General features: G+C 47.3%; 14 protein-coding genes. 12 read left to right on the forward strand and 2 right to left on the reverse strand.

The genetic code is table 11. From position 1 onward, the window contains the following. Positions 1 to 7 precede the first annotated feature (7 nt). Positions 8 to 310, reverse strand: coding sequence for a hypothetical protein (locus tag R7041_RS09105; protein WP_169618682.1), 303 nt, complete (start codon positions 308 to 310; stop codon positions 8 to 10). Between the two features lie 95 nt (positions 311 to 405). On the opposite strand from R7041_RS09105, the gene mobH reads away from it, so the two are divergent. The 4 genes from mobH to R7041_RS09125 are packed head-to-tail and all read left to right on the forward strand — an operon-like array spanning position 406 to position 5,620. Continuing rightward, positions 406 to 2,544, forward strand: a complete 2,139-nt coding sequence (gene mobH / locus R7041_RS09110) for a MobH family relaxase (RefSeq protein WP_218359851.1) — start codon at positions 406 to 408, stop codon at positions 2,542 to 2,544. 48 nt (positions 2,545 to 2,592) lie between these two features. After that, positions 2,593 to 4,428, forward strand: a complete 1,836-nt coding sequence (traD, locus tag R7041_RS09115; protein WP_318114914.1) for a conjugative transfer system coupling protein TraD — start codon at positions 2,593 to 2,595, stop codon at positions 4,426 to 4,428. Positions 4,429 to 4,437: 9 nt separating this feature from the next. Then, positions 4,438 to 4,998 carry a conjugative transfer protein gene (locus tag R7041_RS09120; protein WP_218359853.1) on the forward strand — a complete coding sequence of 187 codons (561 nt, stop codon included), beginning with the start codon at positions 4,438 to 4,440 and terminating at the stop codon, positions 4,996 to 4,998. After that, positions 4,985 to 5,620, forward strand: a complete 636-nt coding sequence (locus tag R7041_RS09125; protein WP_000033753.1) for a DUF4400 domain-containing protein — start codon at positions 4,985 to 4,987, stop codon at positions 5,618 to 5,620. Before R7041_RS09120 ends, R7041_RS09125 begins: the two co-directional genes overlap by 14 nt. Before the next feature lie 26 nt (positions 5,621 to 5,646). Here R7041_RS09125 and R7041_RS09130 read toward each other — a convergent pair whose 3' ends face one another. After that, positions 5,647 to 6,234, reverse strand: coding sequence for a plasmid-related protein (locus tag R7041_RS09130; protein WP_318114913.1), 588 nt, complete (start codon positions 6,232 to 6,234; stop codon positions 5,647 to 5,649). A gap of 288 nt (positions 6,235 to 6,522) precedes the next feature. Here R7041_RS09130 and traL point away from each other — a divergent pair, with 288 nt between their 5' ends. The 8 genes from traL (at position 6,523) to R7041_RS09170 (ending at position 12,571) form a co-directional block, all read left to right on the forward strand. Beyond that, positions 6,523 to 6,804 (forward strand): type IV conjugative transfer system protein TraL, encoded by a 282-nt coding sequence (gene traL / locus R7041_RS09135; protein WP_000433891.1) that lies wholly within the window; start codon positions 6,523 to 6,525, stop codon positions 6,802 to 6,804. After that, the gene (locus tag R7041_RS09140) at positions 6,801 to 7,427 is read left to right on the forward strand and encodes a type IV conjugative transfer system protein TraE (protein ID WP_218529103.1); all 627 of its coding nucleotides are present in this window, start codon (positions 6,801 to 6,803) and stop codon (positions 7,425 to 7,427) included. The genes traL and R7041_RS09140 overlap by 4 nt, the downstream gene beginning before the upstream one ends. After that, entirely contained in the window at positions 7,411 to 8,307 is an 897-nt protein-coding gene (locus R7041_RS09145) for a type-F conjugative transfer system secretin TraK (protein WP_206989670.1), read from the forward strand. The genes R7041_RS09140 and R7041_RS09145 overlap by 17 nt, the downstream gene beginning before the upstream one ends. A 2-nt stretch (positions 8,308 to 8,309) precedes the next feature. Beyond that, positions 8,310 to 9,599: a TraB/VirB10 family protein gene (locus R7041_RS09150; protein ID WP_206989652.1), complete on the forward strand. Its 1,290-nt coding sequence runs from the start codon at positions 8,310 to 8,312 to the stop codon at positions 9,597 to 9,599. 74 nt (positions 9,600 to 9,673) lie between these two features. Next, the gene (gene traV / locus R7041_RS09155; RefSeq protein WP_001944091.1) at positions 9,674 to 10,246 is read left to right on the forward strand and encodes a type IV conjugative transfer system lipoprotein TraV; all 573 of its coding nucleotides are present in this window, start codon (positions 9,674 to 9,676) and stop codon (positions 10,244 to 10,246) included. Further along, the gene (traA, locus tag R7041_RS09160; protein ID WP_000180225.1) at positions 10,243 to 10,629 is read left to right on the forward strand and encodes a TraA family conjugative transfer protein; all 387 of its coding nucleotides are present in this window, start codon (positions 10,243 to 10,245) and stop codon (positions 10,627 to 10,629) included. The genes traV and traA overlap by 4 nt, the downstream gene beginning before the upstream one ends. Before the next feature lie 219 nt (positions 10,630 to 10,848). Next, positions 10,849 to 11,640: a type IV toxin-antitoxin system AbiEi family antitoxin gene (locus tag R7041_RS09165; protein WP_008844784.1), complete on the forward strand. Its 792-nt coding sequence runs from the start codon at positions 10,849 to 10,851 to the stop codon at positions 11,638 to 11,640. After that, complete coding sequence (locus R7041_RS09170) at positions 11,633 to 12,571, forward strand: nucleotidyl transferase AbiEii/AbiGii toxin family protein (protein WP_008844785.1); 939 nt, start codon at positions 11,633 to 11,635, stop codon at positions 12,569 to 12,571. The genes R7041_RS09165 and R7041_RS09170 overlap by 8 nt, the downstream gene beginning before the upstream one ends. Positions 12,572 to 12,599 lie beyond the last annotated feature (28 nt).

Consider the following 12,599-nt stretch of genomic DNA (forward strand, 5'->3'; position numbering starts at 1 on the left):
CCTTCGATTACATCCAATGTGTTGGTATCTCTAACTCGAAATTTTTAGCAACATACTGAAGCATCGTGATGATCTCACGATGCTTTTTTTCATCGTAGGGTAACCCATCTTGCTTTTTCTGGATGATGTCTTTTAGCTCGTTCAGGTTGAACATTCCAAGCTTATAAAAATTTCCCCAGCTAGGAACTCCAAATAAGTTATAAATCGTTTCAGTGGCATCGCGCTCGCTAGCAAGACGCTTGGGTTCATCGATTTTAGCAAGAGCCGCTTCACCTTCTTCTTTTGTATCGTATGTATTCAGTTGTTTCATAGTTTTGCCACTTAAATAGCTTAAAGATTCGATTATTTATCTGATGACAGATATTGCCATTTACTAAGGATTATACCATTTTTGCAGGGGTATTTATGCTTAGTAGATTTTTAAAGTCGCAACACCAACCTGAGTCAACTGAATCGGAAATCCCACGCTATCCGCCATTCCTTAAGGGGTTGCCAGCCGCGTCACCTGAGGATTTGCAGTCCACACAAGACGAGCTAATTGCCAAACTACGCCAGGTACTTGGCTTTAATCAGCGTGATTTTCAAAGGCTGATTCAGCCCTGCATTGATCATCTGGCTGCTTATGTTCATTTGCTGCCAGCTTCTGAGCATCATCATCACAGTGGTGCGGGTGGTTTATTACGTCATTCGTTGGAAGTTGCTTTCTGGGCGGCACAAGCTGCTGAGGGGATCATCTTTGTTGCCAGTGGCACACCGGTTGAGAAAAAAGAGCTTGAACCAAGGTGGCGTGTTGCGGCGGCTCTTGGCGGTTTGTTTCATGATATTGGTAAGCCAGTTTCAGACTTGTCCATCACAGATGAAGATGGACGCTATCAATGGAACCCTTTTTTAGAAACCTTATCCCAGTGGACCACAAATAACAGCATTGAACGCTATTTTATTCGCTGGCGCGACGGACGATGCAAGCGGCACGAGCAATTCTCAATTCTGGTTTTAAACCGGGTGATGACACCTGAGTTGCTCGCCTGGTTAACCCAACCGGGCCCTGAGATTTTGCAAGCTATGCTGGAGGCAATTGGCAATACCGATCCCGAGCATGTCCTGTCTAAATTGGTTATTGAAGCCGACCAAACCAGTGTCCAGCGAGACCTGAAAGCTCAACGAATTTCCGTTGACGACAATGCCCTTGGTGTCCCAGTCGAACGCTATCTACTTGATGCCATGAGGCGATTGCTTGCCAGTTCCCAGTGGTTAGTCAATCAGCGAGACGCCAGAGTCTGGGTACGAAAATCGAATCAATCAACCCATCTTTACCTGGTTTGGAAAAGCGCGGCTAAGGACATCATTGAGCTATTGGCCAAAGACAAGATACCTGGCATACCAAGAGATCCCGATACCCTTGCGGACATCCTCATTGAGCGAGGATTGGCCACTAAATCCGCCTCAAATGAGCGATATGAAAGCCTTGCCCCTGAAGTGCTGATCAAAGACGGCAAGCCAATCTGGCTACCCATGCTGCATATATCTGAGGCCGATTTATTGTTCAGCTCGAATGTACCAAGTGGTGTGACACTGTTTAACAAATCTCAGTGGGAAGCAACACAGCAAACACAAGCAGAACCACAGAGTCGTTCCAGTGAGCATTCAGACTTGCCTGAAGCGTCATCATCAATCGAACATAGCAATTCGGCAGAGTCGCCATCGTCAAAATCGTCCGAACAAGGTGATGAACTTCGTCTTGCTAGTGATGTTAGTAACCCCCAGGCAACTGAAAATGCTCCGGGTGATGGATGTGAAAAGCCTAACAATTCATTTGATGGCGCTATCGCGAATAACGTAAACCAGCAAAACGAAGCAGCATTGAATCTCCCTGAATCTTTGGCGTGGCTCCCAGAGGCCAGCAGTGCGTTGGTTATGGTTGGTGAACAGATACTGATCCGCTATCCCGATGCCGTAAGACCTTGGTGTGCTCCCCGAAAACTGCTTGCTGAACTCAGTCGATTAGATTGGCTTGAATTAGATCCCGCAAACCCGACGCGTAAAGCCAGAACTGTGACTAGAAATGATGGCGTTCAGGAGCAAGGGTTACTGCTGAAAGTATCGATTTCTAAAGGGCTTACTGCACTGATTGACCTTCCCAAACAAGACGCAGAACCGGCGGCAGCAATTCAGAAAGAAGAGGCTTCACAGCGTCCGAGTCGAACTAAGATAACCAATGCCCAAGCAAAAGAGCCCGCCACAATAGCGGAGCGTAAGCAAAAGCCGATTGCGCCCAATGCGAACTCAAGTACAGACCCCAAACACGCGCAGCGGCAACAGATGGTTAATTTTGTGAAAGATTTGCCCATCTTACTGACCGATGGCGATTACCCAGACGTGGATCATAGTGCCGATGGTATTCGCGTCACGATTCAAACCTTACGCCAAGTCGCCAATGAGCATGGCATTCCAGCCGGACAGCTACTTCGGGGGATCTCGGCCAGTGACCAATGCCAGTTTGATGAGGGGGAAACGGTTCTGTTTACCGCTCACGCTAAACGTTAATCCATTTGAAGTTAAGCAGATTGTAAACGGTTATTTTGCGGAGCATGAATGAAAGAAAACGCATATGAGATGCCCTGGCGCACGAACTATGAAGCCATGGCAGTAGCAGGTTGGCTGGTTGGAGCAACTGGGGCAATTGCCGCAGAAATGCTGACTGAGCTACCACCTGAGCCATTTTGGTGGATGACAGGGATTTCCTCGGGCATGGCGTTGTATCGCCTGCCCGAGGCTTACCGTCTTTATAAACTACAGAAGGGGCTAAAAGGCAAACCATTGGCTTTTATGGAGCTGTCGCATTTACAAAAGGTGATGGCAAAACATCCTGATGAATTGTGGTTAGGGTATGGCTTTGAGTGGGACCAACGTCATGCTCAACGCGCTTATGAAATCCTAAAGCGGGATAAGCAAACCTTGCTTAACCAGGGTCACGCCTCTTATCGAAAAAATAGCCAAATGGGTTCGACCTGGATTCATGGTGTTGAGCCCAAAGAAGAAGATGTGTACCAGCCAGTTGGTCACACTGAGGGGCATACCTTAATTGTCGGCACGACCGGGGCAGGGAAAACCCGATGCTTTGATGCGATGATCACCCAGGCCATTTTGCGTAATGAAGCCGTGATTATTATTGACCCTAAGGGAGACAAGGAACTTAAGGATAATGCGCAGCGAGCCTGTATTTCCGCCGGTAGTCCTGAGCGCTTTGTGTATTTTCATCCGGGCTTTCCAGAGCATTCAGTACGTCTTAATCCCCTGAGAAACTTTAACCGAGGCACTGAAATTGCCAGCCGAATTGCGGCATTAATCCCATCTGAAACCGGTGCTGATCCATTTAAAGCCTTTGGCCAAATGGCACTTAATAACATCGTGCAAGGTCTGTTGCTTACTTCACAGCGTCCTGATCTGAAAACACTGAGACGATTCTTGGAAGGTGGCCCAGAAGGCTTGGTAGTAAAAGCCGTCACAGCCTGGGGTGAGCAGGTGTATCCGAACTTTAGTGTGGAGATCAAGCGCTTTACCGAAAAAGCCAACACATTAGCTAAACAAGCCATGGCGATGCTGCTTTTCTACTACGAACTCATTCAGCCCATAGCCGCCAATACCGATTTAGAGGGGCTATTGAGCATGTTTGAGCATGACAGAACCCACTATTCCAAGATGGTGGCCTCATTGATGCCGGTGCTCAATATGCTCACTTCAAGTGAATTAGGTCCATTGCTATCACCGATTGCAAACGATGTGGATGACAGCCGGTTAATTACGGATTCTGGCCGTATTATCAACAATGCCCAAGTGGCGTATATCGGCTTGGATTCATTGACCGACGCCATGGTGGGTAGCGCCATTGGCTCGTTGCTTTTATCCGATCTCACCGCCGTGGCCGGTGACCGCTATAACTATGGTGTTGATAATCGTCCCGTAAATATCTTCATCGATGAGGCGGCTGAAGTCGTCAACGATCCTTTCATTCAACTGCTCAACAAAGGCCGTGGCGCAAAAATGCGTTGTGTGATTGCTACTCAGACCTTTGCTGACTTTGCAGCTCGTACAGGCAGCGAAGCTAAGGCTCGCCAGGTGTTAGGTAACATTAACAACTTGATAGCCCTTCGGGTGATGGATGCCGAAACGCAGCAGTACATTACCGACAATCTGCCTAAGACTCGGTTGCAGTACATCATGCAAACTCAAGGTATGTCGTCAAACTCGGACAGCCCCGCGTTATTTACCGGCAATCATGGCGAGCGCTTGATGGAGGAAGAAGGCGATATGTTTCCACCGCAGTTATTAGGCCAGCTCCCCAACCTGGAGTACATCGCCAAGCTTTCAGGCGGCCGCGTGATCAAAGGCCGCATTCCTATTTTAACCAGCTCTACACAGGCAGCATAAGGAGTCTGTATGCATCATTCTGTCTGTCTTAAAATGACAACAATTACCAGTAAAGAAATGCTCGCTCAGTGGCAGCAACATAACCCCCAGTTCAAGGAAACTTTAAGACTGCTTGAAACCGACTGGCCTCATGCTTTGGCCTCAGTGCACTGTTTGGCGGACTATTTAACAGATGCGCTCACTTTAGATGGTCATTCCATCTTTGATTTGTGTCTGTGCAATGGCTTGGGTAGTTATGAAGAAGTCAGTTGCGATGATGATAGTGTCCGACTGTGGCATTTCATTGAGGCGCTGACCTGGAGTGCCGCCAGTGCTTTAACTGGGATTCGCCTGCGTGATCCTGACCATTTCGAGTGGGCCGCCGTGGATGGTGTGTATTTCCACACCTGGATTCGTAATCGTCCAAATCGGATGGCGCATTTGGCTGAAGGACGCATCGACGTGCGTTATGTCAGTGGCCATACGACGACAAAGCGGCTTCAACAAGTGATTAAAGCCCGGATTATGACGCCAACCGTTGCAGCCATGCTGGCCCGAGTAGAAGAGGATGTTTGGCATGAGCAAGCATAAGTCGGTTTGGCTACTTTGTCTGGCGCTGATGCTGGAGATTATTGCTATTGGCGTGTTAGTGCCCGGTGATTGGACTGGCCGGGTCATTAGTAAAGAAAAGCAGATGATCCAAAATCAATTGGGCGCTCAAACAAGCTATTGGATTGGTCAAACTAGCCATGGCTGGTATCAATCATGGGTTGTAGATACGCAGATGGAGCAATCTGTGCGTGATTTTCTAATCCCCACTGAAGAGCAGCGACTGCGCTCTAAAGGGATGGAGAACATGGGCGGCTTTTGGTTTGTGTGGGTAGAAGACCGTATTCAGGCATTTTTTGATGTGCTGTACCAAGTGTTCACTCGATTTGCTTTGCTGATGGTCTGGTTGCCCTTTGCGCTTATTCTCATGTTACCGGCGCTGTGGGACGGCTTGATGACCTGGAAGATTAAGAAAACAACCTTTGATTTTTCTAGCCCTATTATTCACCGCTATAGCATGATTATCCTGGGCTCAGGCGTCATCTTGCTGTTTATGGGATTGTTCGCCCCGCTGGCTATTCCACCGGTGGTGTTACCGTCGCTGATCATCGGTTTAGCATTAATGGCGGGGTTGGCGTTAAGCCACTTGCAGAAGAAAATATGAGGCCAGTTAGGCCTCATCTTGTAGAGCTAAAACCTTACGCCTACTGCATTGCCATTCTCGTCTTCAACGGGCAAATGGTAAGTATCAATAGTGTGACCTTGAAGCCAAATATATTGCGGCATCCAAAACGAGTACTTTCTTATAAGAGCCAATACTTCTTTTAACGGTTTGTTTGCATGAGACTCGGCAAGACGAAAGTACATGAATGAGCAATCATTTCGAAAGTACTCATGAAGCTCTGAATCTGATAGCGTTTCTTTTAGCGGCCTGTTTTGTTCGTCGTCCTCATCATGGGAGTTGGCATAAATTTCAAATAGCTGCTTTTCAGTGAGCATCTCCAAGAAATGGTCTTCAATTAAAACCCCATCACTGGTATCGACATCCATACCATCTTTGACATCAAAAGCCATGACACATCCAGAAGATAACGCCACCTCTGATGGCTTAAGTACGTCATTGGCTTGTACAACCTGATGCCAATGATTAAAGCCAACAGAGATTGCAATTTCATCGAGTGCTTGAGTGTGTGTAATGGATTTTTCACGTTTAAGCTTTCGTGCTTTTTGCTTTAAACGTTCAACCGTGTCAGAGGAAATGATTTTAGTAATTTGCATTGAGTTTCTCCTATTAGCGAATACGGTGCCCACTGCAGAGGTCGCAGAAAAAACCTAAGCAAAAAATAAATTTGATATGCATGTCGTCCCATCCGGGTTTGCTAAAGTGGGCAGCTGGTCTCGACACGACCAATATCCCCATCATATCAACCGCATCAAAAAGATTAATTGTTAGTATTGTCTGAGTAGAACCCTCAAAACCTTCAAGAATTCGGCATCTAGCTGACCACTGAAGCTGCCAATCCCAAGGCATCCTTCACTTCTCAATTCAAACAACGAGGAGTGACTATGGAACCTGTGAGTATTCCGTCCTATATCGATGACCCGCCGCACTTCCTGCTTTGGAGTGCCGATGAGATGGCTCCCATTCTGTTGGGGCTAGTGATCGGCATTTTTACCGGTAATGCCTTGGTTTTATGCCTGCTGGGGTTGGTGACAACCAAGCTCTATCGGCGTTTTCGTGATGGTCGCCCAGATGGTTTTATTCTTCACGCCATCTACTGGGCTGGGCTGTTGCCAACCAAAGCCAAGACGATCCCTAACCCATTTATCAGGAGCTATCTGCCGTGAAGTTCGACGTGTTTTTAAAATCATGGCAAGGCACGCAATTAGAGAACCGATGGCAGCGGTTCCTGATTGCGGTGCTGGTGCTATCTAATTTGCTGCTTGCGATAGCGGCATTTTCTCGCAATACCGTGGTAGCTATTCAACCACCAACCTTGTCTGAAACGGCTGAAGTGTCACGAAACCAAGCCACTCAACCTTACCTTGAATCCTGGGGACTCTACCTGGCTGAGCTTATGGGCAACGTGACGCCGGGTAATGTGTCTTTCATCCGGGTTGCCATTGAGCCGCTACTTTCTCCAGCGGTGTACCAGCAAGTGGTCGATGCACTGGAGATTCAGGCAAGACAGATCCGTGAAGACCGAGTCACGCTCAAATTCCAACCCAGACAAGTGGAGTATGAGTATGAAACCGGCCATGTCTTTGTGACCGGTTATTCCTTGGTCTCTGGGCCATCTGGAGATGAACAGCGCCAAACTCGCACCTATGAGTTTGACATCGATATTGAGCAATACCGTCCAAAGCTCAGTTGGATGGATACGTATGAGGGGCAAGCTAGAACGAAGGGAGTTCGTGAAAAGTTGACCCAAGAGCAAAACCGGAGGGTGAATGATGCGAACCAAAATTAGTCGATGGATAACACCAAGCTTAATCGCAATGAGCTTGAGTGGCGTCCTGTTATCTCAAGCGTCGTATGCAGACGTGGAATTGCCGATTGTGCCAGCCAGTGTGATGAAGCAGTCTGCTACTGCAAATCCACCGGTTCAAAGCAATTCGGTTGCAGCGGATACGCCAACAACGCTACTGATGACACCGGGGGTTAATGAACTGATCCCTGTAGCACTTGGTCATCTGAATCGAATTGTGACGCCGTTTGAATCGCCTCAGGTGAGAACAACCAGTGATGCTCAGACGCAAATCAAGGGGAATGTTGTATATGTGGCCACGGACAAAGAATCACCGGTTTCACTTTACATCACTCCGCCTGGTCTGGAAGCGCCCGCGTTATCTGTCACCTTAGTACCTCGTCGTATTCCACCGCGTGAAATCACCTTAGCTATTGATGGTCAGCAGTGGCCTATTAAGGGCGTCGTGAACCGCAAAGCCGCCACTTGGGAAACAGCTCAACCTTACGTCGATAACCTACGTGACTTACTGAGACGCCTTGCACTAAATGAGTTACCACAAGGCTATGACATCCGTTTAGCTGGCCAAACTGACACAAGCCCGAAATGTTTTCAGCCGGGCTTAAAGTTTGGTTTTAAGCAGGGGCAAATTGTGTCGGGACATTACTTCACCGTCTATGTAGGACTGGTTGAAAGCTTTGCCGATGAGCCGATAGAAGCCAGTGAATTAGCCTGTCATGCACCAGATATAGTGGCAAGCGCTTACTGGCCTCGCAATATCTTGTTGCCGGGTGAAAAGACTGAGTTGTATGTGGTTGTTCGCAATCATCGTGAAGAACCAGTGGAAAGTCAGCGACCTTCGCTTCTTGTGGGAGGTAAGTAACGATGAAAGCACAATGGGAACAAATGAGCCCGAACATGAAGCGGGGCCTATCGGTTGCCGGTATTGCTGGTGGTCTCATTCTTATGGTGATGGTGTTTTCACCTAATCCTGACGATGGCTCAAGCAGTCGGAACCGACAGGAAACAATTCGGCACATTCTTACGGATACCAATACTCGTGATGTTGGGGTCGATAGTTTGGCTGCGAACGTAAAACTACTCAGTGAGCGCAATGAACAGTTACGTCGTGAAGTTGAGCGCTTGCGTCGCGACGTCGATTCAGGACGGCTAAGCCCAGGTTCGCCTTCTATACCAAGTGAGGTCAATGCGGAGCTGGCCCGCCTTAGAGCGGAACTTGATGATGTTCGCGCAGGAGGTGATGCAGCAGTTGAAGGCAAAAATAGCCGTTTTGAAGTGCCTTTATCTGCCATGGAATTACCCAAAGACGAAAAGCCTCTGCCGTCTAACCCAGACGACTATTTTGCCAATGCGCCGCTGCCTGATCCGCTCTATCAGCAGCCAGCCAATGGCCAAGGTACACGAGCACGAGATGTTCCATTGCCGCCAATCACGATTCGTATGATTGAGCCTGAAGTGGTTGCTGAACCAGAGGTTGTTGTGCAAGAAGCGCCGCCTTTGTATCTACCGGCGGGCAGCATCATCTCAGGTACTTTGATCACAGGTTTGGATGCCCCCACTCACGAGTCCGCAAGACGCGAGCCTTTTCCAGCATTGCTGAGGATTCAAAAGGAAGCCATTTTACCCAACCGATTTAGAGCGGATATCAAAGAGTGTTTCTTGATCGCCGCAGGTTACGGTGATTTGAGCTCTGAGCGTGCCTATTTGCGAGGCGAGACCATTTCATGTGTGAGAGAAGATGGCGGCGTCATTGAAACACGACTGGATTCTTATGCCGTAGGTGAAGACGGCAAAGCCGGTATTCGTGGCCGATTAGTGTCGAAACAAGGCCAACTGGTGGCTAAATCGATGATGGCCGGATTCCTACAGGGCTTGGCAGGCGCATTTGATGTGAATCCTGTACCAACGATTCAGACGGGTAATGCCGGTGATACTCAGCTGTACCAGCAAGTCATGAGCCAAGAAGCATTACAAGGCGCTGCGATTAAAGGCACAGGTAAAGCATTGGATCGAGTGGCCAAGTTCTATTTGGACATGGCTGAAAATATGTTCCCAGTCATAGAGGTAGACGCTGCCAGGAAAATTGAAGTCATAGTCACTCGTGGTGCCTCGTTGTCGTTGGCCACTTCGCAAGGGGGAGGTGCAAGAAGATGAAAAAATCCTGCATGTTGCTAACCGATCGAAGTCCGTTTCAGACAATAAGATGTGTATCCAGAGGAGAGTTAACCATGACGACATCAATGCAGAACAACCCAAAGCACCAGTCAAAACAGTGGTCTAAAGCTGGATTACTTTTATTGGCAGTCGGCTCAACCTTATTGTCTGGCTGTAGTTCATTGGGTCTTGGGAGTAGTGAATATGGATGCCCAGGTATGCCTGACGGTGTGCGCTGTTTATCCGCTCGTGAAGTCTATGAGCTGACCAGTAATGGCGCTGCACCCAAGACGATTGATGCTGTGGCGACTCGAATTGGTTCTCCCTCTGGGTATTCACAATCTGATTTAGAGACAGGACTGCTGAGCCATCCAGCATTACCTGAGACGCAGCAATCTGCACCTATTCGCATTCCTTCAAGGGTAATGCGGATTTGGATTGCGCCTTGGGAGGATGACCGTGGAGATCTGAATTTATCCAGCTACGTGTTTACCGAAATTGAACCGCGCCGGTGGGATATTGGGGTGTCAGCACCTCGAACGGTTTCGCCAGTGCTACGTCCACTTCAGACTCAAAGCGATTCAGCCTCAGCGGGAGCTGATGGTAAGCGCGATAACTTGAGTATCTACGGAGAAACTAACGAATGACAAATGCAGTTCGCACCATTCAGACTCAGCGCCTAATGACCATTGGTGCGCTTGGTTTAATGGCGTTAATGATTTCGGAGCCCTCATTTGCGGGCACCGGTGGTGATGCTTTCACTGATGTGTGGGATACCCTAAAAGATTGGACCCAAGGTACTTTGGGACGGATCGTAGCGGGAGCCATGGTACTGGTGGGTATTGTGGGCGGTATCGCCCGCCAAAGCTTGATGGCTTTTGCCTTGGGCATTGGTGGCGGTATGGGTCTCTACAATACGCCAACCGTCGTTGAAAGTGTTATGTCTGCAACCTTACCTGTTGTTGCCAGCACTCAAGAAGTTATTGGCACAACTGTTCCAGCAATCAGCGCCGTTTTACTGGGCACCTGAATGTGAGCCATAGTAGGCAGTTCACTTAAGGTAATCAAACTAGGTCTACACAACATCGGGTTATTGGTGATGTTGTGTAGACCTTTTCATTTCAACAACGCCGCATTAGCGGGCTTGGTTTACAGTATTTGGTATATTAATACCTAAAGTGTTAAAATCACTGTCACAATAAACTATATGGTTTATACTGTTTGTGATATTCATACTTTGGGTGTTAAAATGTCATCTAAGATAAACTGGCTTGTTGCTCATACTTCTCCTGGTGCGCTAGTACTTCAGCAATGGCTGACTGAAAACGGTGTGAGCTATTCCTTGGCTCAAAAGTACGCGCAGAACGGTTGGCTAAAGAAGCTATGTTCTGGCGTGTATTATCGTCCAGATGCGCGGGGCGATATAAAGCCAACTTGGGTTGATGCCATTCAAGCATTAGATGTGCAATTGGGCGTTTCAGTTCATTTGGCTGGATTGAGCAGCTTAACTCACCAAGGACTGAGTCACTATTTACAGCTGAACAAAGAGCAAGTTTGGATTTGCGTTAAAAACAAGTCGTCCTTACCGAAATGGTTTCGTGAATTCCCTTATCAGAATTGGTTTTACTGTGGAAACCATAAGCTTGAAGTGAATCCCGAGAAAGATTTGAAAAGGATCACGGTTAAAGAGAAAGAACTCACTGTCAGCTGTGCAGAACTTGCTGCCTATGAAGTGGTAGATGCGATTGGAAAGCTGATTTCATTTGAGCATGTCGCAGAATTATTTCAGGGTTTAGTCAATCTTAGCCCTAGAAAAGTACAAGATATTCTTGAACGAAGCAGCTCTGTTCAGGCAAACCGAATATTTCTATTTCTGGGTCGATACTACGATCACCAGTGGGTCAATCGCATAGATGAAACAAGAATTAAATTGGGGGCAGGAAAGCGGCAGGTTGTCGAAAAAGGACGTTTTGATGAGCGATATCAAATCACAGTGCCAGAGATATTAAGCGTCAAAAAAGGTGAACAACATAATGGATAAAGATAGCCCATATTACAAACAGGTTTCTTTGCTCATAAGAATGCTGCCTGTGGTAGCAACAGAGACGGTTTTTGCACTTAAAGGTGGCACCGCCATTAATTTATTTGTGAGAGATTTTCCTCGGTTATCTGTAGATATTGATCTTGCTTATCTTCCACTTGAACCAAGAGATGAGGCTTTGATTAATGTCAGGGCTGCATTGCAGCGCATTACAGACAGAATCAATACTCAACCAGATATCAGAGCGGCATTTCAGGATAATAAAGCTGATGAACTGAGAATAGTTGTATCAAGTCCGGTTGCGACGATCAAAATTGAAGTGTCGCCCGTCGCCAGAGGTACATTGCATAGTGCAGAAATAATGGCAGTTCAAGAGTCTGTTGAATACGAGTTTGGTTATGCTGAGATTCAGGTAGTCAGTCTTCCCGATCTGTATGGTGGGAAATTGTGTGCTGCAATGGATCGCCAACATCCTCGCGACTTATTTGATGTGCGTATGTTACTTGGCAGTGAAGGGGTTTCGAGAGAGATTTTAGTGGGTTTTTTAACCTATACATTAAGTCATCCTCGGCCTATTAATGAAGTCATGTCGCCAAACTGGCAGCCGCTGAATGAGAAATTTCAGGCAGAATTTGATGGAATGACTTTTGAAAAAGTTGAATGCGAAGACTTAGCTTCTGTTAGGCCTATGATGTTAACTTCGCTGCAAAAACATTTCACAGAAAGGGATTATGCTTTCCTTATGTCATTCAAAAGAGGGCAACCTGACTGGGCATTGTTTGACTATCCTAATGCAGCAGACTTGCCAGCGATTCGTTGGAAGTTGCAGAACATAAACAAATTGGCAAAGAATCAAGCAAAACATCAAGAGCAATTAGATAAATTGAAGCAAGTGCTTGATGATTGGCTTGTTAACGCAAACGCCGAGTAATTCGTTTATAACAAACCTCAACGAGCTA

Origin of the sequence: Vibrio sp. 1751, assembly GCF_033339895.1 — a bacterium.
In the GTDB taxonomy this organism is placed as follows: domain Bacteria; phylum Pseudomonadota; class Gammaproteobacteria; order Enterobacterales; family Vibrionaceae; genus Vibrio; species Vibrio alginolyticus.